The organism is Streptomyces sp. ICC1 (assembly GCF_003287935.1).
GTDB lineage: Bacteria > Actinomycetota > Actinomycetes > Streptomycetales > Streptomycetaceae > Streptomyces > Streptomyces tritrimontium.
The window spans coordinates 8,042,871-8,062,737 of sequence record NZ_CP030287.1; the positions used below are offsets into that span (position 1 = coordinate 8,042,871).

The window sequence follows — 19,867 nt, forward strand, 5'->3', positions numbered from 1 at the left end:
CATCACCCGCGGGGCGACGGCGAAGACCAGCCCCGCCACCACCGCGTACTGGGGCCGCCGGACCCCCGCCGCCACGACCACCGCAAGCCACACCAGCCCGGTCATCGCGGTGAAGTCGGTCGCCGTGATCCGGGTGTTGTACGAGGCGTACATCACGCCCCCGAACCCGGCCAGCCCCGCCGACAGGGTGAACAGCAGCAGCTTCGTCCGCAGCACGGACACCCCGGAGGCCATCGCGGCCGCGGGAGCCGACCGTACGGCGAGCATCGCCCGCCCCGACGGCGAGTTCCGCAGCGCGCTCAGCCCGGCGGCGACCGCGGCCGCCAGGACCAACAGCGCCACCCCCAGCGCCCGGTCGTCGGAGAGGTCCACCGGCCCGACGACGGGACGCGGGATCGACCACCCCGCGTCCCCGTTGCGCAGCCACCGCATCTGGAACAGCACCTGGTCCGCCAGGAAGGCCAGCGCCAGGGTGGCCAGCGCGAGGGAGCGCCCGCCGAGGCGCAGCGCGGGCAGCGCGACCAGGGCCCCCAGTACGGCGGCCACGCAGGTGCCGACCGCCAGCGCGGCGACGAACGGCCACCCGTGGCTCATCAGCAGCCCGGCCACGAGCGCGGCGCCCGTCACGAAGGTGCCCTGGGCCAGCGAGACCATCGCGCCCAGCCCCGTCACGACGGTGAAGGACATGAACACCAGTGCCAGGGCCAGCCCTTGGGCGAGGAGCCCGCTCCAGAACGGCGTGGTGACGGTGTAGAACGCGACGCCCAGGGCCGTGCCCAGGACGGCCCAGACCCCCCACCGCCGCCCCCAGGAGGCTCCGGCCAGGTGGTCCACCGAGGCCGTGTCCACCGCGGCGGTCCCGGTGGTGCGGGCCCGCCGGGTGAGGACGAGCAGCCCGCCGAAGAGGATCAGGAAGGGCACGGCCGTCCTGAACCCGGTGACGGAGTCGGCGAAGGAGGCGTAGCCGACCACCAGGTTCTGCAGTACTCCGAGCCCCAGTCCGCCCGCGAAGGCGAGCGGTACGGAGGCGAACCGTCCGATCACGGCCGCGGTGGCCGACACGAACAGGAACAGCGTGAAGTCGTGCGCGGACAGCCCCAGCAGCGGCGTCGCCAGCACCCCCGCCAGTCCGGCCAGCCCCGAGGCGATCATCCACGCCACCGAGGACAGCCGGCCGGCGTCGATCCCGCGCAGCTCGGTGAGCGAGCGGTTGTCGACGGCGGCCCGCAGCCGCAGCCCCAGCCGCGTGTGCCGCATCAGCACCCACAGGGCCACCGCCACCAGGGCCGTGGCCACCCAGGTGATCAGCTGGTCGGAGTCGATCCCGACGTCGGAGGTGAGCTGCCAGGACTTCGCGGGGCTCGGCCCCACCCCCGGCAGCCCGAACTGGTTCTCCGCGGGCTTGAGCGGAGCCCCCGCGTCCGTCAGGAGCTCCACCGTCCACAGCCCGGCCGCCGGCAGGGCCACCAGCAGGCCGATGGTGGCGACGATCTGCGCCGTCTCGCCGACCTGCGCGAGCCGCCGGAACATCAGCCGGTCCAGTGCCCAGCCGAGCCCGGGTGCCAGTACGAGGACCACCAGCAGCGCCGCCGGGACGGCCGGCCAGCCCAGCCCGGAGTGCAGTTCGTAGAAGGTGAGCGCGGACAGGTAGGCGGTGGCCCCGTGCGCGAAGTTGAACAGCCCGGACGCCGAGTACGACAGCACCAGCCCGGTGGCGAGCAGTGCGTACAGGGCGCCGGACACCAGACCGCTCAGTACGAAGGCGAGCAGATCTCCCATGCCGTTTCCCGGCCCGCTACTTGAAGGGGATGGGCTCGTGGCACTTGAACGGCACAGAGACCTCGTAGGCGCCGTTCTTCAGCTGGACGAGCGCACCGCAGCCGAAGCTGTCCTTCTGCCCCTTGGGCTCCGCGCGGTCGCCGACGAGGGTGGCGGTGTCGGAGAAGCCCTGCGCGGCGGCCTGGAACGACTCGGTGGTCAGGTCCTTGCCGGCCTTCTTCGCGATGGACACGAACAGGTCGGCGGACATGTACCCGGTCATCATGTGCATGTTGAGGGGCACGTCCTTGCCGCCCGCCGCGGCCTTGATGTCGGCCTTGAACTGGGCCATCTTCGGGTCGGTGGACTCGAAGGGCTCGAACTGCAGCAGGACGTGCACGCCGTCGAGGGCCTGCTTCGTGGCGTCCTGGGCGAGCAGGCCCGGGTCGTAGTCGGTCGGGTCGGAGAGCAGCCCCTTGTACCCGCTGCGCTTGAGCGAGGTGAACAGCCCGATGTTGTTGGGGGTCTGCATGACGGAGACGACCGCGTCGGGGGCCTTGCCGTCATTGCTCTCGAGGATCTCCTTGACGTACGCCGACCAGTCGCTCGGCACGGCGGTGCCGGGCACCGAGGCCTTGGCGTAGGCGACCTTGAACCCGGCGCTGGCGAAGCCCTGCTGGAAGGTGCGCACGCCGAACTTCCCGGCGTCGCTGTCGTTGGCGATGATCGCGACGGACTTGCCCCGGGCGCCGCCGAGGACCTGGCCGATGCCCTCGGGCCAGGTCTGGTTGATGGTGCCGCCGGGGGTGGGGACGAGGCAGCCGTTGAACCCGTAGATGTACTTGGGGCCGCAGAAGGAGGGGAGCGTGCCCCAGCCGAAGGTGGGGACCTTCTCCTGTTCGAGGAAGTCGGCGCCGGAGAAGGTCACCGAGCTCATGGGGGAGACCGCGAAGACCTTGTCCTGCTGGACGAGCTTGCGGGCCGCCGCGAGGTTCTTGGCGGGGTCCTGGCCGTCGTCCTCGGCGCCGATGTAGTCGATCTTGCGGCCGTTGATCCCGCCCTCGGCGTTGGCTCTCGCATAGCGGGCCTTCGCGCCGAGGTCGGTGTCCTTCTTGCTGTAGCCGCTGGCGCTGGTCATCGACACGATGCCGCCGACCTTGATCGAGTCGGCGCTCACCCCGCGGGAGTTCCCGGCGGCCCCCGGCTTGTCCGGGGAGGAGCCGTTGGAGGCGGAGTTGCAGGCGGAGACGAGCGCGAGTGTCGCCGCCGCGGCGGCCAAGGTGCGGATCGGTCGCAACATGTGTGGATCCCCTCCGGTCGGAATCCCCGCATTCTGTGCGCGACCTGACGCATCGTCAATATCAATGACCAAGTAAAGTGACGATGCGTCAGATATGGTGGGAGGCAGTCCACCCGGGTGCGGTCACGACTGGTAGAGGGCCGCCACCTCCGTCGCGTAGGCCTTCTCGATCGCCCGCCGCTTCAGCTTCAGCGAGGGCGTCAGCAGACCCCGCTCCTCCGTGAACTGCCCGGCCAGCACGCGGAACGTGCGGATCGACTCGGCCTGCGAGACCAGGGTGTTCGCGGCCACCACCGCGCGCCGGACCTCCGCCGTCAGATCGGGGTCGAGCACCAGCTCCGAGGCCGGCAGCTGCGGGCGGCCGCGCATCGCCATCCAGTGCGCGACCCCCTCCACGTCCAGAGTGAGCAGGGCCGCGATGTACGGCCGGTCGTTGCCCACCAGCACGCACTGCGAGACGAGCGGGTGCGAACGGACCCGCTCTTCCAGGGCGGTCGGCGCGACGCTCTTGCCGTTGGAGGTCACCAGGATCTCCTTCTTGCGCCCGGTGATCGTCAGGTACCCGTCGTCGTCGAGGCGCCCCAGGTCCCCGGTCGCCAGCCAGCCCTCCCGCAGCACCGCCTCGGTGCCCTGCGGGTCGTTCAGGTACCCGGCGAAGACGTGGGCGCCGTGCAGCCAGACCTCCCCGTCGTCGGCGATGTGGACGGTGGCGCCGGGGATCGGCTTGCCCACGGTCCCGTACTTCGTCGCCCCGGGCGGGTTCGCGGTGGCCGCCGCGCACGACTCCGTCAGCCCGTACCCCTCGAACACCGTGACCCCGGCGCCGTCGAAGAACAGCCCGAGCCGGCGTGCCATCGCGGAGCCCCCCGACATGGCGTGCCGCACCCGGCCGCCCAGGGCCTCGCGGACCTTCCCGTACACCAGCTTCTCGAAGAGCTGGTGCTCCATCCGCAGCTTGGCCGTGGGTCCGGGCCCGGTGCCGAACGCCTTCCGCTCGCGCGCCTCCGCGTACCGTACGGCCACCTCCACCGCCCGGTCGAAGGGCCCGGTCCGGCCCTCGGACTCGGCCTTGCGGCGGGCGGCGGCGAACACCTTCTCGAAGACGTAGGGGACCCCGAGCACGAACGTCGGGCGGAACGCGGCGAGATCCGGCAGCAGTTCGGCGGCCGCCAGCACCGGCTGGTGCCCGAGCTTCACCCGGGCGCGGACGGCCGCCACTTCCACCATCCGCCCGAAGACGTGGGCGAGCGGCAGGAAAAGCAGGGTGGAGGGCTGCTCGCCGGGCCCGGCCTGGAAGACGGACTCCCAGCGGGTGACCATGGTGTCGGCCTCGAACATGAAATTGGCGTGGGTCAGCACGCAGCCCTTGGGCCGGCCGGTGGTCCCCGAGGTGTAGATGACGGTGGCCGTCGCATCGGGCGTCACGGCGCCCCGGTGGCGGTGCACGACGTCCTCGGAGACCTGCCGGCCGTCCTCGGTCAGCCCCTCGACCGCCCCCGTGTCCAACTGCCAGAGCCGGCGCAGGCGGGGCAGCCGTTCGATGACCGAGCCGACGGTCATGGCCTGGTCCTCGTCCTCGACCACGCAGGCCGTGCACTCGGAGTCGTACAGGATCCAGTGGACCTGCTCGGCGGAGGAGGTGGGATAGACGGGGACGGGCTGCGCGCCGATCGCCCACAGGGCGAAGTCGAAGAGGGTCCACTCGTACCGGGTACGGGACATGATCGCGACGCGGTCACCGAAGCCGATGCCGTGCGCGAGCAGCCCCTGGGCCAGCCGCGTCACCTCGGCGGCCAGCTCGCCCGCGGTCACGTCCTGCCAGACCCCGCCCGTCTTGCGGCCCAGCACGACCCGGCCGGGGTCCTCGCGGGCGTTCCGGAAGACGGCATCGGCCAGACCGCCGACGGGGGCGCCCGTGACGACGGGTGGGACGGTGATCTCGCGCAAGGACCCGCTCCTCTCCGCACAGCGCGGTGACGCTATCCCACCCCTCCCCGCCGTTGATCAACGGGCGAATACCTCCACAAGACCTCCTCAGCCCTCGCTCAGGCCGTGACCACGGAGATGTTGAAGTCCACCGGACCCAGCACCCCGTACGGCCGCAGCCACAGTCCCATCAGGGCTTCCGTGGCGCGGGCGCTCGACGGATCGCCCAGATCGGTGATCTCTCCGGGAGCCCAGCCGAACTCCTCGAGGAGCGCGGCGGTCTCGCCCTTCGCGCCGTCGTCGTCGCCGCCCAGGAAGACGGTGCGGTGGCCGGGGACCCGGGAGGGCTCGACCATGACGGCGTTTTGTTCACGGTGTTGAGGGTCTTGACGACCCGCGCCTCGGGGAAGGAGCCGTGGGCCGGAGCCGGAGCCGGAGCCGGAGCCGGAGCCGGAGCCGGAGCCGGAGCCGGAGCCGGAGCCGGGGACCCGGCTACGCCGCGCGCGTCAGGCGGTCCGCGCCCGAGAGGATCGCCGCCGCCAGGGCCTCCGCGGCGGCCGACACCCGCGGTCCGCGCAGCAGCGCGAACTCCACCGAGCCGAGGTCCGGCAGCCCGCCCACCCGGACCAGCCCCGGCGGGATCAGCCCCCGGGTGTGGGCCATCACGCCCAGCCCCGCCCGGGCCGCCGCGATCAGACCGCTGAGGCTGCCGCTCGTACAGGCGATCCGCCAGGGCCGCCCGTCCGCCTGCAGCACGTCCAGCGCCCGCGCCCGCGTGATGCCCGGCGGCGGGAAGACGATCAGCGGAACCGGCCGGTCGGGGTCCACCCGCAGGCCCTCCGCCCCGATCCACACCATCCGGTCCCGCCACACCAGCCGTCCCCGCTCGTCGGCGTCCCCGCGCCGCTTGGCGAGTACGAGGTCGAGGCGCCCCGCGTCCAGCCGCTCGTGCAGGGTCCCCGACAGCTCCACGGAGAGTTCCAGCTCCACCTCGGGGTGCTCGTGCCGGAACGCCTCCAGGATCTCCGGCAGCCGGGTCAGCACGAAGTCCTCCGAGGCGCCGAAGCGCAGCCGGCCGCGGATCCGGGTCCCCGCGAAGAAGGCCGCGGCGCGCTCGTGCGCCTCCAGGATCGAGCGGGCGAAGCCGAGCAGCGCCTCGCCGTCCTCGGTGAGCTCCACGCTGTGCGTGTCGCGCAGGAAGAGCGGTCGGCCGGTGGCCTCCTCCAGCCGCCGCACGTGCTGGCTGACCGTGGACTGCCGGACGCCGAGGCGGGCGGCGGCCTGCGTGAAGCTCAGGGTCTGGGCGACGGTGAGGAAGGTGCGCAGCTGGGCGGGGTCGTACATGCCGTCCAGCCTACTCCCGCTCATCGCGTTCCGTGATGACAGTCAGAGCGGTGTGCGGGTTTCCCGATCACCACCCCACCCCCCAGGATGGGAAGGAACGTTCCTTCTGCCTCGTCCCCGTCCCTCACCCTCGCGCCAGAATTCCGCCGCCCCCTCCAGAACCTCCTGCAGGGTCTCCCAGTCCTCCGGCCGCTCACCCGCGTACCCCCGCCAGGAGGTCACCGCCAGCAGCCGCCCCGGCGCGTCCGGCAGCCACGACAGATCGGCCAGCGCGTCCGCCAGCGCGTCCCAGTTCGCCCCGAAGTACTCGGGAACCCGCAGCACGCCCGCACACCGCCGCATGAGCCCGGCCTTGCCGCGCACCCCGTCCAGGTCCAGCCTCAGCACCGTCCACCCCGCCTCCTCCGCGGCGGCGACGGCGGGGGCCAGGGGCTGCTGGTCCAAGGTCATCGGAGAACCGCCTTGAAGGTCTTGTAGTGGTCGTCCGTGTAGAAGAACTCCCCGCCCTCGCCGGTCACGATCCGGCGGGCCCCGCGGTCCCGTTCACCGGGCGTCCTCACGGTGAACTCGTGGTAGTGACCACGCTTCTGCTTCGGCAGGACCTTCTCGAAATTACCGAAGACGGTCCCGTCCTGCCGGTACTGGTACGGCCCGCCCTTGTCGATCAGCGCGAGCACGTCCCGGGCCTGCTGCGGCAATGCGCCGGCCCGGACCGTGGCCATCCCCTTCGCCCACCCGGGCGTCGGCACGGGCACGGTGGAACTCGCCGCCCCGCTCGGGGCGGCGTCTACCAGGGGGCCGGGACTAGCGTCGGTGGTGGCGGCGGCGGGCGCGGGATTCTTCCCGCTGCAGCCCACCGCACCGACCAGCGCCGCACAGAGGAACACGGCCCCCAGTACACGCAGCAACGATCGGGGCACGTTCCGAAAGATCATGCACCGATCGTGCCAAATATCCGATTCTCCCGCGAATCGCGCGCTCTCTTCAGAGGGCGGCCATCTTGGTGTACGGACTCAAGATTCGCTTCCGGACCTCCGGCCCGAATTCAACGAGGACAGCGATCCCCTCCTCAACTGCGACGACACGGCCGAGGCCGTGCTCATCGTGAGTAACCCGGTCGCCGACGCTGAAGTGCCGGAGCGGCGCTTCCACGGGGGCCTTGAACGGGCTGGACGGCAAATGGCGGCGAGGTACTGCTGACTTTGTCATTGCACCCAGTATGCGCCCCGCGAGCCGTCCAACGGTCCGCCGTTCGGATCTCAATTACGGCACCATCCGCATCAGCGAACATCCCGCAGCCGCGTTTGAGCGCCATTCGTCCGAAGAATCGGACCAATCCGAACAATCACTCGTCGGGGTCGGCCCGCTCCAGGGCGGGCCGCAGCCCGGGCTGCGATTCCGTCAGCAGATAGTCCGCGACGGCGGTGTCGGTGACCAGGCTGGTCACGAGCCCCGAGCGCAGCACCGCGCCGATCGCGGAGGCCTTGCGCAGCCCGCCGGCGATGGCGACGACCTCGGGGATCCGGCGCAGCCGGTCGGCCTCCACGGTGATGCAGCGCTCGCCGAGGTCCCGGCCGACCCGGCGGCCCTCCGCGTCGAAGAGGTGGGCCGACATCTCGGCGGCGACACCGAGCGAGGCGTAGTGCGCCCGCTCCTCGTCGCTCAGCATGTCGTGGACGGTCGAGATCCCCGGCTCCCAGGACCCGATGGAGACGGCGGCGACCGTCACCTTGTCGAAGTACTCGAAGGCCCGCGCGATGCCCGTCTGGTTGCGCAGCGCGGCCGCCGTGGCCGGGTCGGGCAGCAGCATCGGGGCGTAGATGGGGTGCGCGTCCCCGCCCGACACCTGCGCGGCCCTGCGGACGGCCTCCACGGACCCGCGCTCGGCCGTCCCGGCGTCGTACACGCCCGTCAGCTGGACGACGGTGCAGGGAGGCAGCCGGTGCAGGGAGGCGGCCATGTGGATGGTCGAGCGGCCCCACGCGAGGCCCAGTACGTCGCCCTCGTTGACGAGCTCGCCCAGCAGGTCGGCCGCCACGGCGCCCAGGTTCTCCGGGTCGGGCGCGTCCTCGGTGGCATCGGCCGGGGACTCCACGACCACGGCGTGCCGCAGCCCGTACCGGGCGCGCAGCGCGTCGGAGCGCTCCGCGTCCAGTTCCGCCGGCACCCGGATCTCGATGCGCACGAGGTCGCGCTCCAGAGCGGTCTCCAGGACCCGGGCCACCTTGAAGCGGCTCACGCCGAACTCCTCGGCGATCTGGATCTTGGACTTCCCCTCCAGGTAGAAGCGGCGCGCCATGGCCGCCGCCTGCACCAGCTCCGCGGGTCCCATCCGCAGGGCTGACCGTCCCGCCGACATTGCAGACACCGCGTTCTCCTCACTGCTGTTCACACTCTCGACTCGCCGTTCATCCTGTCAGATACGACGGCCGTTGATCAGCCTGGACAGCTCCCGTTCACCGAGCTGTTCACCAAGCCTTGTCTCAGTGGTCGCAAGCCCAGGGCGCCGCCGCGATGGCCGCACCCGCCTGCTCACGCAGCGTGCGCACGGCGGCCGCCGGGTCGACCGCCCCGTAGACCGCGCTGCCCGCGACGAACACGTCCGCGCCGGCCTCGGCGCACCGCTCGATCGTCGAGGCGGATACCCCGCCGTCGACCTGCAGCCACAGCTCCAGGCCGTGCTTGGAGATCAGTTCCCGGGTACGCCGGATCTTGGGCAGCATGATGTCGAGGAAGGGCTGCCCGCCGAAGCCGGGCTCGACCGTCATGATCAGCAGCATGTCGAGCTCGGGGAGGATGTCCTCGTACTGCTCGATGGGCGTCGCCGGCTTGAGCGCCATGGACGCGCGGGCCCCCTTGGCCCGGATCTCCCGCGCGAGCCGCACGGGCGCCGCGGCGGCCTCCGCGTGGAAGGTGACCGATCCCGCACCCGCCTCGACGTACTGCGGGGCCCAGCGGTCGGGGTCCTCGATCATGAGGTGCAGGTCGAGCGGGATGTCCGTCGCCCGGCTGAGCGACTCCACGATCGGCACGCCGAGCGTGAGGTTCGGGACGAAGTGGTTGTCCATGACGTCGACATGCAGCCAGTCCGCGCCCTGGACGGCCTTCGCCTCCTCGGCGAGCCGGGCGAAGTCGGCGGACAAGATGCTGGGATTGATCTGAACGGCCATGCCCCAAGCGTGCCATGCCGCCGAACCGTTCCGGCCACTACCCCGAAACTCCCGCCCGGGGCGCAGACCCCGCCCCGGCGGGGGTCCGCGAGAGGACCCCCGGGGCCCCCGCCGACAGCGGTTCCCGGACAGGGACTACGCGGTCCGGCGCAGCAGCGCGAGGTACATCGCGTCCGTCCCGTGCAGGTGCGGCCACAGCTGCACGTCCGGGCCGTCGCCCAGCGCCGGGACCCCCTGCATGTACGGCCGCGCGTCGATCAGTTCCGCCGCGATCGGGGCCGCGCCCGCGCCCCGGCCCTTCAGTACGTCCTCCACGACCACCCGGGTCTCGGCCAGGTGCGGCGAGCAGGTCGCGTAGCCCACGACGCCGCCCACCCTGACGGCCGCCAGCGCCTCGCGCAGCAGCCCGCGCTGGAGCGGCGCGAAGCTCTCCAGGTCCTCCGGGCGGCGCCGCCAGCGCGCCTCCGGGCGGCGGCGCAGCGCGCCGAGGCCCGAGCAGGGCACGTCCACGAGGACCCGGTCGAAGGAGCCCGGCAGCCACGGCGGACGCGTCCCGTCCGCCGTGATGACCTGGTAGGGGCCCGGATTGCCGGCGAGCGCCTTCTCCACCAGCCGGGCACGGTGCGGCTGCTTCTCGGAGGCCAGCAGGAACGCCCCGCGCTCCGCGGCCAGCGCGGCCAGCAGGGCGGCCTTGCCGCCGGGGCCCGCGCAGCCGTCCAGCCAGCGGGTGTCGCGGCCCTCGACCGGCGCGGCCGCCAGGGCCATCGCCACCAGCTGGCTGCCTTCGTCCTGGACGCCCGCGCGGCCCTCGCGGACCGCTTCCAGCGCGCCCGGTTCGCCGCCCTCGGCCATCCGCACCGCGTAGGGGGACCAGCGCCCCGGCAGCGCCGAGTCCTCGCCGACCGCCTCCAGCAGCTCCTCGGTGGTCGAGCGGCCGGGACGGGCCACCAGCGTCACCTCGGGCCGCTCGTTGTCGGCCTCCAGCAGGTCCTCGATGCCGGCCCGGCCGCCGCCCAGCGCGTCCCACAGGGCGCTGACGACCCACCTCGGGTGCGAGTGGAAGACGGCGAGGTGTTCCTCGGCGTCGTCCTCGTACGGCGGCGCGACCTTCTCCAGCCAGCCCTCGAGATCGTGCGCGGAGATCTTCCGCAGCACCGCGTTCACGAATTTCGCGCGCCCGTCCCCGAGCACCACCCGGGCCAGCTCCACGCTCGCCGACACCGCCGCGTGCGTGGGGATCCGGGTGCCGAGGAGCTGGTGCGCGCCCAGCGACAGCACGTCCAGCACCGGCGGGTCCACCTCGCGCAGCGGCCGGTCGATGCACGCCTTGATGACCGCGTCGTACGTGCCCTGGCGGCGCAGCGTCCCGTACACCAGCTCGGTGGCCAGTGCCGCGTCCCGCGCCTGGAAGGTCTCGTCCTTGCGGGCCTTCTTCAGCAGCGGCGGCAGCACGAGGTTCGCGTACGCGTCGCGCTCGTCCACCGCCCGCAGCACCTCGAAGGCCAGCATCCGGACGGGGTCCTTCTGCGGCCGGCGGTACGGCTTGCCCGACTTGGCCGGCTTGCCGCCGCCCTTGCCCGAGGTGGCTGCCGGTCGGCTACGGGGCTGTTCGCTCACGTGAAAGGTGCTCCGGGGTTACGTAACGCTGGGGATGGAACGAAGCGCGGCGCCGGGGAGGCCGCCGCGGACACCTGCCGCGGCCGGGCCGGACATCGGCCCGGACTCGGCCCGGACATGGTCCGGGAATCGAAAGGTGACCGGATCAGCCTACGTCGGTCCCGCCGAGGCGCTCGCCGGGAGCGATCCGCACCCCGCGCGCCCAGTCGGCGGCCTTCATCGGCTTCTTGCCCTGCGGCTGGACCCAGAGCAGCTCCACCGCGTGCGAGCCGGTGCCGACGTGGACGTTGTTCTTGCCCGCGCTCAGGTCGCCCGGCTTCAGGTCGGTGCGGTCCGCGACCAGCCCGACGGAGATCAGCTTGAGCCGCTCCCCCCGGAAGACCGTCCACGCGCCCGGCGCCGGGGTGCAGCCGCGCACCAGCCGGTCGGCGCGCATCGCGGGGGCCGACCAGTCGATCCGGGCGTCCTCGACGGTGATCTTCGGCGCGAGCGAGATCCCGTCGGCGGGCTGCTCGACGGCGCGCAGGGTGCCGTCCTCGATGCCGTCCATGGTGGCGACCAGCAGGCCGGAGCCCGCGAAGGCGAGCCGGGTCAGCAGGTCCCCGCTGGTGTCGGTGGGCCGGATCTCCTCGGTGAGGATCCCGAAGACCGGGCCGGTGTCCAGACCCTCCTCGATCCGGAAGGTGGAGGCGCCGGTGACCTGGTCACCGGCCATGATCGACTGCTGGACAGGTGCGGCGCCGCGCCAGGCGGGCAGCAGCGAGAAGTGCAGGTTGACCCAGCCGTGCGCGGGGATCTCCAGGGCGCTCTTGGGGAGCAGCGCGCCGTACGCGACGACCGGGCAGCAGTCCGGGCCGATCTCGCGCAGCCGGGCCTGGAACTCCGGGTCGCGCGGCTTGACGGGCTTGAGGACCTCGATGCCGGCTTCCTCGGCGCGCTCGGCGACGGGGCTGGCGACGAGGCGGCGGCCGCGGCCGGCCGGGGCGTCGGGCCGGGTGACGACGGCGGCCACTTCGTGGCGCCCGGACGCGATCAAGGCGTCCAGGGCGGGCACGGCGACCTCGGGGGTGCCTGCGAAGACGAGCTTCACTGGGGTCTACCTCGCTATCTCGGCTGTCATCAGCGCACCAGTCTAGTGCTGTGACCGGAAAGGTTTGCCGGGTCGCGGTGTCCGGTGCGGTGCATCGCAAGGCGGAGGGCCGCCGCTTGTGCTGGACGTACTTCGGTGGTCCGACAACGCGGCGAGGTGCCGTGCCGGGCGCCGCGACCCGGTGGACCTTTCCGGTCACAGCACTAGGGTCTGTCCGCCCACCGCCCCACCTGCGAGGCGGCGTTCGCCCGAGGGGGCGTACGCACACCCGCGCGCTCCTCGCATATGCCGACACGCCCCCATAGCGTGACCTGCCCGCCCGGTGACGCGTTGGTCAAAAGAGATTGACCGAAACGGGCCGCGAAACAGAACGGTGTCTGCGGCCCTATCCGCTCTTCAGCACCGGTTCGAGAGGCTTCTTCATGGCCGACCACGCCACCCACGACGCCCAAGCACGGGCCAGCCTGCACCTCCTGGTGCGGGACATCGAGCGGGTTCGCCGGCAGGTGGATGCTCTGCGTACGCTCACCGCCCAGCTCGGCAACGTCTACCGCCCGCGCCGCTCGGGTCCCTCCACGGGCTTCGTCGTCTACGGCCGGGCGCCCGCGCCCACCGTCCGCCTCGCGCAGGAACTGCGGGACAGCGTCGAGACGCTGGTCACCGCCGCGGTGGACTTCGACCGCTCGCTCGGCTTCTCCTGGGACGCGGTCGGCTCGGCGCTCGGCGTCACGAAGCAGGCCGTCCACCGGCGCTACGGTGCCCGGCGGGCGCAGAGCGCCGAGTCCGTCGAGCGCGAGCCGCTGGCCGAGGGCAGCACCACCCGGACCCTGGGGCCGCTGCCCACGGTCCCCGCGGCCCGCTCGGTCCCCCCGCAGCCGATGCGCGAGGAATCCCAGGCCGCCCGCTCGCCCGCCTTCCCGGGCCACTCCGACTAGTTCATCGTCAGCGTCACATGTGTATAAGAGCCCGCCCTGGTCCACGCCGCGCGAGCGACCGGCGTCACCACCCTCACCCTCGACTCCCCGGCCAACCGCAACGCCCTCTCCACCGCCCTCGTCGCAGACCTGCGCGCAGCCCTCGCCACCGCTTCCGCCGACCCGGACACCGCGGCCGTGGTCCTCACCCACACCGGCAACACCTTCTGCGCCGGCGCAGACCTCAAGTCCCCCTGCGACCCGGCCGACTTCCTCGCCCTGCTCCGCGAGATCACCGGCCTCGCCACCCCCGTCGTCGCCCGCGTCACCGGCCACGTCCGCGCCGGAGGCCTCGGCCTGCTCGGCGCCTGCGACATCGCCGCCGCCGGCCCCGCGTCCACGTACGCCTTCACCGAGACCCACATCGGCGTCGTCCCGGCCGTCATCTCGGCCCCCCTGCTGCCCCGCCTCGACCCCCGCGCGGCCGCCCGCTACTTCCTGACCGCCGAGGCCTTCGACGCCCCCGAAGCCACCCGGATCGGCCTGCTCACCCTGCACGGCGAGGACGTGGACAAGGCCCTCGCCCCCGTCCTCGAAGGCCTCCGCAAGGCCGGCCCCCGGGCACTGGCCGCGACGAAGCACCTGCTCACCGCCCCCGTACGGGAAGCCCTGGAGCGGCACGGCCCCGCCCTCACCGAGCTCTCCGCCCGCCATTTCGCCTCGGCCGAGGCCCGCGAGGGCATCACCGCCCGCTTCGAGCGCCGGGACCCGTCATGGCGCCGGTGACCACGACGAACGGCCCCAAGCAGGCCCGCAGCCGGGTCACCCGCCGCCACCTCCTGGAGGCGGCCGTCTCCTGCCTGGCCGAACACGGCTGGGCCGGCTCCACCGTCTCCGTCGTCGCGGAACGGGCCGGGGTCTCCCGGGGCGCCGCCCAGCACCACTTCCCCACCCGCGAGGACCTGTTCACCGCGGCTGTCGAGTACGTGGCCGAGGAACGCTCCACCGCCCTGCGCGAGCTCTTCCAGGCCGGTCCGGCGGCCCGCCACACCGTCGTCGAAGCCCTCGTGGACCTGTACACGGGCGTGCTCTTCCGGGCCGCCCTCCAGCTGTGGGTGGCCGCCTCCAACGAGGAGCAGCTGCGCCCCCGCGTCACCGAGCTCGAAGCCCGCGTGGGCCGCGAGACCCACCGCATCGCCGTCGAGCTCCTCGGCGCCGACGAGTCCGTCCCCGGGGTCCGGGAGACCGTCCAGGGCCTCCTCGACATGGCCCGCGGCCTGGGCCTGGCCAACGTCCTCACCGACGACACCGCCCGCCGGGCCCGCGTGGTCGCCCAATGGGCCCGCATCCTGGACGCGGTGCTCACGCCGGGGCCCTGAAACAACGCCGGCGAGGCTGGGCCCACGACGGTAGCCACCCACGACGCTCACAGACGACGACGCTCACAGACGACGACGGGCGCCGCACCCCGTGAGGGATGCGGCGCCCAGTCCCACGATCCGGCGGCCCTGTGCGGTGGCAGCCGAGGAGGAAACCTCAGCCGCGCGTCAGGTCGGTGATGTCGGCGTAACCCTCGATCCCGCTCGGCTTGCGCAGCCCCGGCCCGGTGTAGCGGGCCGAGGGCCGCACCAGGCGGCCCGTGCGCTTCTGCTCCAGGATGTGCGCCGACCAGCCGGCGGTACGGGCGCAGGTGAACATCGAGGTGAACATGTGCGCCGGGACCTCCGCGAAGTCCAGCATGATCGCGGCCCAGAACTCCACGTTGGTCGCGAGCACCCGGTCGGGCCGCCGAGCGTGCAGCTCCTCCAGCGCGGCCTTCTCCAGCGCGGCCGCCACCTCGTAGCGCGGGGCGTCCAGCTCCTTGGCCGTGCGCCGCAGCACGCGGGCGCGCGGGTCCTCGGCGCGGTAGACGCGGTGGCCGAAGCCCATCAGCCGCTCGCCCTTGTCCAGGGCCTTCTTCACGTACGCCACGGCGTCGCCGGTGCGCTCGATCTCCTCGATCATGCCGAGCACCCGCGAGGGCGCCCCGCCGTGCAGCGGCCCGGACATCGCGCCGACCGCACCCGACAGCGCGGCAGCGACATCGGCACCGGTCGAGGCGATCACCCGCGCGGTGAACGTGGAGGCGTTCATCCCGTGCTCGGCGGCCGAGGTCCAGTACGCGTCGACGGCCTTGACGTGCTTCGGGTCGGGCTCGCCCCGCCAGCGGATCATGAACCGCTCGACCACGGACTCGGCCTTGTCGATCTCGCTCTGCGGGACCATCGGCCGGCCCTGGCCGCGGGCGGACTGGGCGACGTACGAAAGGGCCATCACGGCGGCGCGCGCCAGATCGTCGCGCGCGGTCCGCTCGTCGATGTCGAGCAGCGGTTTCAGGCCCCACACGGGGGCGAGCATGGCGAGCGCCGACTGCACGTCGACCCGGATGTCACCGGAGTGCACCGGGATCGGGAAGGGCTCGGCGGCCGGCAGGCCGGGGTTGAAGGCACCGTCGACCAGCAGACCCCAGACGTTCCCGAAGGAGACGTGGCCCACGAGGTCTTCGATGTCGACACCCCGGTAGCGCAGAGACCCGCCTTCCTTGTCGGGTTCGGCGATCTCCGTTTCGAACGCGACGACTCCCTCGAGCCCGGGTACGAAGTCGGACATCAGGCAGCTCCTCAGATAGTGCGAACACGCGCGGCTCCCGGCGTGATTCGCGGTCCGGCGCGGTCATCCCCGTTGATGCCCGGCACGGCCGATGGTCACCCCTGTGGAACCGTCGGACCGGCCCCAAGATTTTGTCCGTTCCCCAAGGCGCGGGGAAGCGTGACATACGGCACACCCGTCGCGCGTCCGCTGGGGGAGGATGGCCGGGTGAACGCTCAGCACCTTGACCCCGCCGTCATGCGCAAGCAGTACCGCTCGCAGCTCGTCACCGAGGAGAGCCTCGCCGAGGAGCCGATGGACCAGTTCGCCCGCTGGTTCCGGGACGCCGCCGAGGCGCACGTCTTCGAGCCCAACGCGATGATCGTCTCGACCGCGACCCCCGACGGCCGGCCCAGCTCGCGCACGGTGCTCCTGAAGCAGTTCGACGAGGGGGGCTTCGTCTTCTTCACGAACCACGAATCCCGCAAGGGCCGCGAGATCGCCGCGAACCCGTACGTCTCCCTGCTCTTCCCCTGGCATCCGATCGCCCGCCAGGTCGTCGTGACGGGCACCGCCTCCCGCATCGGCCGCGAAGAGACGGCCGCGTACTTCCGCTCCCGCCCGCACGGCTCGCAGCTGGGCGCCTGGGCGAGCGAGCAGTCGGCGGTCATCGCCTCGCGCGATGAGCTGGACCGCCGCTACGCGGAGCTGGAGGCCCGCTACCCGGAGGGCGAACAGGTCCCGGTGCCGCCGCAGTGGGGCGGCATCCGCGTGGTCCCTGACGCGGTGGAGTTCTGGCAGGGCCACGAGAACCGCCTGCACGACCGCCTGAAGTACGTCCTGGAGGCCGGGAAATGGCGGGTGGAACGCCTCTGCCCGTAGCGGCGCGGGGCCGACGGGAGGCCCGGGGAGGCTCCGGGAACGCAGACGACCCGCGGGCTCGGGTCTCTCCCCCTGCAGTGGGGAGAAGCCGGCCGGACGTACCGGCGAGCCCGCGGGTCGGGTGACTGCTTGGGATTGGCGCCGGCGACTCCGCCGGGCACCGCACTGGGTGCGTGCGACAGCGGGCGCTTTAGCCCGCAGCCACCTCACGCGTCCGGTTTCCGTACATTTCGGTAACCACCTCCCTTCTGTGTGCCGCCACTGTAGGCACCCCCGCGGGAGCCCCTCAAGTGAATTTCGCCGAAGGTCGGGACTCAGCCGCGGACGGCCTTGCGGCGGCGGGCGCTGAACCAGGCGGCGGCGCCGCCGAGGGCGATGCACGCGGCGGCCGGACCGGTGTACAGACCGGTGGCGGAGTCCGAGCCGGTCTCCGCGAGGGAACCGGCCGGGGCGGGTGTGTTGGCCGCGGAGGGGGCCGCCGGAGCCGGCGCGGCCGGCGCGGAAGCCGCCGGCGCGGAGGGCGCGGGGGAGGCCGGTGCGGGAGAGGTTGGCGCCGGGCCGAGTGCCGCGGGCCGGAGTGGCAGCGGGATCCGGAGACGGAGGGGCGCATCGCCCGGGCCGCCGCGCGGCGGGACCGGTGGCTGCGGGCCAGTACGGGATGGGTGGCCCCCACCGTCTTCGTGGTCGTGATCATCGCCGTCGTCGTGCTCTGCGTGGCGCTCTTCGACTGACCGCCACCCCCGCGGCCGGGACAAACCGGGAGGATTGCGGGAAGCGGGTGTGGGCTGCGTCACGTTCGAGTTCAATGCTGTGACGTGCCGCACACGCGAACACCTGCAGGGGGCCCAGGTGACTGCTTCCGGACGTAGTGAGACCACCGACGATCTGCTCGCAGCGCTGCTCGACGGGATGGACGCCGCTCTGTGCGCGTTCGACTCCGACGGCGTGATCACCCACTGGAACCGCGAGGCCGAGCGGATCCTGGGCTGGTCCGCGGGCGAGGCCGTGGGGCGCAAGGGGTTCGCGGGGTGGGCCGTACGGGCCGCCGACGCGCAGGACGTACAGGACAGACTCATGGCCGCCCAGGAGGTTCCCGGGCGGCAGGTGCACGAGTTCGCGCTGCTGACCAAGGACGGCGGACGGGTGCTCGTACGGACCCAGTCCGCCGGGGTGCCCGGCGCCGACGGCAAACCGGCCGGGGTGTACTGCGCCTTCAGTGAGGTGCACGCGCAGATCGACCTGGAGCGGTCCATCGCCCTGAGCGAGGCGCTGATGGAGGACGCCTCCTGGGGCGTGGTCCTCGTCGACGTGGACCTGCGCCCGGCCGTCGTCAACGCGCACGCCGCCCGCGCCTTCGGCTCCGGCCGCACCGTCCTGCTCGGCCGCCCGCTGGGCGAGCTGCTGGCGCAGGGCGTGGAGGAGCTGGAAGGGGCCCTGCAGCACGTACTGGCCGAGGGTGCGCCCCCGGCCCCGGTGGAGCTGTGGGTGTCCGTACGCACCCCTGAGGGCGCGCGGCGGCGGTGCTGGCGCTGCGGGTTCCTGCGCCTGGCCTCGCCGCTCGCGGAGGAGCCCGTACCGCTCGGCGTCGCCCTGCTGTTCCAGGACGTCACCGAGGCCCGGAAGGCGCAGCTGGACACGGCGCAGCTGCGGTTCCGCTCCCATCAGCTGTACCGGGCCGGGCGGGCGGCCGCCGAGTGCGAGGACCCGGCGGAGGCGGCGGCCGTACGGCTGGAGTTCGCCCTGGCGGGCTTCGCCGAGCACGCCCTCCTCGACGTGGCGGACCCGGGGCGCGGGCGGCTGCTGCGCTGGGCGGCGACCCCGCCGGGCCTGCCGGGGCTCCCCGAGCCCGGGGCGATCCCCGTGCGGTACGAGGCCGGGCACCCGGCGCTGCAGGCGCTGGACCGGAACGGGTCGGTGCGCGCCAGCGCGCCGCCCGGCGGGGCGGCGGGGGACTGGGCGCGCGCCCGGCGCTGGCCGGAGGGCGCGGCGCACGCGCTGTGCGCGGTGCTGCGCAGCCGGGGGCGGAGCCTGGGGACCCTGACGTTCCTGCGCGGGCCCTCGCGGGCCGCCTTCGATCGGGCGGACGCCGTGTACGCGGAGGAGGTCGCGGCCCGGGTCGCGGCGGACCTGGACCTGGCGGGTGGCGGCGGTACGGGTCCGGGCGCGGGACTGGGGCCGGACGGTCAGTGACAGCGACCGTCCGCGCCCGATCCGGCCCCGCGCCCGCGCAGCGAGCCCGGCAAGATTCGAAAGCGACGGCCTAATGGCGGAAGAAGATCCGGTCGCCGTACTCCTGCATCACGCGGCCGTTCCACTCGTGGCCGCCGTCGACGTTGCCCGAGCGCAGCAGCGGGGGCTCGACTCCGCGGGCGGCGAGCTCGCCGGCCGCGGCGGCCATGACCGCCTGCATGATCGCGCTGGTCACGACGGTGGAGGCGGGGGCGAACGGGGCTTCGATGCCGTCGAGGGTGAGCTCGGCGTCGCCGACCGCGATCTTGCTGTCGAGGACGATGTCGCAGTGGTCCTTGAGGAAGGTGCCGGAGACGTGGCGGGACTTGGTCTCGGTGGAGTAGGCGACCGAGGTCACGCCGATGACCTTGAGGCCGATCGCGCGGGCGTTCATGGCCATCTCGACCGGCAGCGCGTTGCGCCCGGAGAGGGAGATGATCACGAGGACGTCGCCGTCGCCGGCGGGGCTGCTGTCCAGGACGGCTCCGGCGAGGCCGTCGACGCGCTCCAGGGCGCTGCCGAGGGTGGCGGGCATGACGTCGATGCCGGCGGTGCCGGGGACGGCGAGGAAGTTCATCAGGGCGAGTCCGCCGGCCCGGTACACGACGTCCTGGGCGGGGAGCGAGGAGTGGCCGGCGCCGAAGGCGAAGAGCTTGTTCCCGGCGGCGACGGCGTCCGCGATGACCGTGCCGGCCTCGCCGATGCGCCCGGACTCCTCGTCCCGCACCCGCTCCAACAGGCCGATCGCGGCGTCGAAGAACTGACCGGCCAGCTTGCTCTCGCTCATACGCCGATGGCCTTCCGGGGTGGGAGTGGGGTGAGGGTGAAGTCCGTGTCCGCCGCTCACCGTGCGGTCTGGACCAAGGGCCTGTCAATACGAACGTCCATCCAAGGGACGAAAGGCCCGGGGGCATCCGGAATGAGAGGGGCGGGAGGGGGAGGAGCGCGTGGAAGAGCGCATGGCGGAACACCTCGTGGTGTCGGTGTGCGAGCGGGCGGGCACCGTCTG

18 protein-coding genes and 1 pseudogene are annotated in these 19,867 nt (G+C 72.9%); 5 read left to right on the forward strand and 14 right to left on the reverse strand.

Going from position 1 to position 19,867, the window contains the following annotated elements:
• Window positions 1-12: 12 nt before the first annotated feature.
• The 12 genes and pseudogenes from DRB96_RS37675 to fmt form a co-directional block, all read right to left on the reverse strand.
• A pseudogene (locus tag DRB96_RS37675) lies at window positions 13-1,779 on the reverse strand (ABC transporter permease); the annotation flags it as partial.
• 16 nt (window positions 1,780-1,795) lie between these two features.
• Complete coding sequence (locus DRB96_RS37680; protein WP_112452442.1) at window positions 1,796-3,058, reverse strand: ABC transporter substrate-binding protein; 1,263 nt, start codon at window positions 3,056-3,058, stop codon at window positions 1,796-1,798.
• 123 nt (window positions 3,059-3,181) lie between these two features.
• Window positions 3,182-5,005: an AMP-dependent synthetase/ligase gene (locus DRB96_RS37685; RefSeq protein ID WP_112452443.1), complete on the reverse strand. Its 1,824-nt coding sequence runs from the start codon at window positions 5,003-5,005 to the stop codon at window positions 3,182-3,184.
• 98 nt (window positions 5,006-5,103) lie between these two features.
• Complete coding sequence (locus DRB96_RS37690) at window positions 5,104-5,340, reverse strand: hypothetical protein (RefSeq protein WP_204357917.1); 237 nt, start codon at window positions 5,338-5,340, stop codon at window positions 5,104-5,106.
• Window positions 5,341-5,476: 136 nt separating this feature from the next.
• A complete protein-coding gene (locus DRB96_RS37695) occupies window positions 5,477-6,328 on the reverse strand; it encodes a LysR substrate-binding domain-containing protein (RefSeq protein WP_112452444.1) in 852 nt (283 codons plus the stop codon).
• A 42-nt stretch (window positions 6,329-6,370) separates the two neighbouring features.
• On the reverse strand, window positions 6,371-6,778 hold the full coding sequence (locus DRB96_RS37700) for a barstar family protein (RefSeq protein WP_112452445.1): 408 nt from the start codon (window positions 6,776-6,778) through the stop codon (window positions 6,371-6,373).
• Window positions 6,775-7,263 (reverse strand): ribonuclease domain-containing protein, encoded by a 489-nt coding sequence (locus tag DRB96_RS37705; protein WP_112452446.1) that lies wholly within the window; start codon window positions 7,261-7,263, stop codon window positions 6,775-6,777. Before DRB96_RS37705 ends, DRB96_RS37700 begins: the two co-directional genes overlap by 4 nt.
• A gap of 49 nt (window positions 7,264-7,312) precedes the next feature.
• Window positions 7,313-7,537: a hypothetical protein gene (locus DRB96_RS45450; RefSeq protein WP_112452447.1), complete on the reverse strand. Its 225-nt coding sequence runs from the start codon at window positions 7,535-7,537 to the stop codon at window positions 7,313-7,315.
• A gap of 136 nt (window positions 7,538-7,673) precedes the next feature.
• Window positions 7,674-8,687 carry a sugar-binding domain-containing protein gene (locus DRB96_RS37715; protein ID WP_112452448.1) on the reverse strand — a complete coding sequence of 338 codons (1,014 nt, stop codon included), beginning with the start codon at window positions 8,685-8,687 and terminating at the stop codon, window positions 7,674-7,676.
• Window positions 8,688-8,811: 124 nt separating this feature from the next.
• Window positions 8,812-9,498 (reverse strand): ribulose-phosphate 3-epimerase, encoded by a 687-nt coding sequence (rpe, locus tag DRB96_RS37720; RefSeq protein WP_112452449.1) that lies wholly within the window; start codon window positions 9,496-9,498, stop codon window positions 8,812-8,814.
• A 135-nt stretch (window positions 9,499-9,633) separates the two neighbouring features.
• The gene (locus DRB96_RS37725; protein WP_112452450.1) at window positions 9,634-11,115 is read right to left on the reverse strand and encodes a transcription antitermination factor NusB; all 1,482 of its coding nucleotides are present in this window, start codon (window positions 11,113-11,115) and stop codon (window positions 9,634-9,636) included.
• Window positions 11,116-11,260: 145 nt separating this feature from the next.
• A complete protein-coding gene (gene fmt, locus DRB96_RS37730; RefSeq protein ID WP_112452451.1) occupies window positions 11,261-12,205 on the reverse strand; it encodes a methionyl-tRNA formyltransferase in 945 nt (314 codons plus the stop codon).
• Between the two features lie 422 nt (window positions 12,206-12,627).
• Between fmt and DRB96_RS37735 the strand changes: the two genes are divergently transcribed.
• Genes DRB96_RS37735 through DRB96_RS37745 form a run of 3 tightly spaced genes read left to right on the forward strand, consistent with a single transcriptional unit; the run spans window position 12,628 to window position 14,498 of the window.
• Window positions 12,628-13,140 (forward strand): hypothetical protein, encoded by a 513-nt coding sequence (locus tag DRB96_RS37735; protein WP_112452452.1) that lies wholly within the window; start codon window positions 12,628-12,630, stop codon window positions 13,138-13,140.
• 36 nt (window positions 13,141-13,176) lie between these two features.
• Window positions 13,177-13,905: an enoyl-CoA hydratase family protein gene (locus DRB96_RS37740; RefSeq protein WP_112452453.1), complete on the forward strand. Its 729-nt coding sequence runs from the start codon at window positions 13,177-13,179 to the stop codon at window positions 13,903-13,905.
• A complete protein-coding gene (locus tag DRB96_RS37745; protein ID WP_112454243.1) occupies window positions 13,902-14,498 on the forward strand; it encodes a TetR/AcrR family transcriptional regulator in 597 nt (198 codons plus the stop codon). Before DRB96_RS37740 ends, DRB96_RS37745 begins: the two co-directional genes overlap by 4 nt.
• Window positions 14,499-14,655: 157 nt before the next feature.
• Here the strand turns inward: DRB96_RS37745 and DRB96_RS37750 are convergent, their stop codons facing one another.
• Window positions 14,656-15,768, reverse strand: a complete 1,113-nt coding sequence (locus DRB96_RS37750; RefSeq protein WP_112452454.1) for a citrate synthase 2 — start codon at window positions 15,766-15,768, stop codon at window positions 14,656-14,658.
• 237 nt (window positions 15,769-16,005) lie between these two features.
• On the opposite strand from DRB96_RS37750, the gene pdxH reads away from it, so the two are divergent.
• Together pdxH and DRB96_RS37765 are read left to right on the forward strand one after the other, a co-directional pair.
• Window positions 16,006-16,629, forward strand: coding sequence for a pyridoxamine 5'-phosphate oxidase (gene pdxH, locus DRB96_RS37755; protein ID WP_112454245.1), 624 nt, complete (start codon window positions 16,006-16,008; stop codon window positions 16,627-16,629).
• Window positions 16,630-17,478: 849 nt separating this feature from the next.
• Window positions 17,479-18,819: a PAS domain-containing protein gene (locus DRB96_RS37765; RefSeq protein WP_112454247.1), complete on the forward strand. Its 1,341-nt coding sequence runs from the start codon at window positions 17,479-17,481 to the stop codon at window positions 18,817-18,819.
• 70 nt (window positions 18,820-18,889) lie between these two features.
• Here the strand turns inward: DRB96_RS37765 and DRB96_RS37770 are convergent, their stop codons facing one another.
• Entirely contained in the window at window positions 18,890-19,645 is a 756-nt protein-coding gene (locus tag DRB96_RS37770) for an SIS domain-containing protein (RefSeq protein ID WP_112452455.1), read from the reverse strand.
• Between the last annotated feature and the right edge of the window lie 222 nt (window positions 19,646-19,867).

Bases quoted from the DNA above. Each gene is read 5' to 3' on its own strand.
- DRB96_RS37680 (WP_112452442.1), bottom strand. From the start codon at position 3,058: ATGTTGCGACCGATCCGCACCTTGGCCGCCGCGGCGGCGACACTCGCG.
- DRB96_RS37690 (WP_204357917.1), bottom strand. From the start codon at position 5,340: ATGGTCGAGCCCTCCCGGGTCCCCGGCCACCGCACCGTCTTCCTGGGC.
- DRB96_RS37695 (WP_112452444.1), bottom strand. From the start codon at position 6,328: ATGTACGACCCCGCCCAGCTGCGCACCTTCCTCACCGTCGCCCAGACC.
- DRB96_RS37700 (WP_112452445.1), bottom strand. From the start codon at position 6,778: ATGACCTTGGACCAGCAGCCCCTGGCCCCCGCCGTCGCCGCCGCGGAG.
- DRB96_RS37705 (WP_112452446.1), bottom strand. From the start codon at position 7,263: ATGATCTTTCGGAACGTGCCCCGATCGTTGCTGCGTGTACTGGGGGCC.
- DRB96_RS45450 (WP_112452447.1), bottom strand. From the start codon at position 7,537: ATGACAAAGTCAGCAGTACCTCGCCGCCATTTGCCGTCCAGCCCGTTC.
- DRB96_RS37715 (WP_112452448.1), bottom strand. From the start codon at position 8,687: ATGTCGGCGGGACGGTCAGCCCTGCGGATGGGACCCGCGGAGCTGGTG.
- rpe (WP_112452449.1), bottom strand. From the start codon at position 9,498: ATGGCCGTTCAGATCAATCCCAGCATCTTGTCCGCCGACTTCGCCCGG.
- DRB96_RS37735 (WP_112452452.1), top strand. From the start codon at position 12,628: ATGGCCGACCACGCCACCCACGACGCCCAAGCACGGGCCAGCCTGCAC.
- DRB96_RS37750 (WP_112452454.1), bottom strand. From the start codon at position 15,768: ATGTCCGACTTCGTACCCGGGCTCGAGGGAGTCGTCGCGTTCGAAACG.
- pdxH (WP_112454245.1), top strand. From the start codon at position 16,006: ATGCGCAAGCAGTACCGCTCGCAGCTCGTCACCGAGGAGAGCCTCGCC.
- DRB96_RS37770 (WP_112452455.1), bottom strand. From the start codon at position 19,645: ATGAGCGAGAGCAAGCTGGCCGGTCAGTTCTTCGACGCCGCGATCGGC.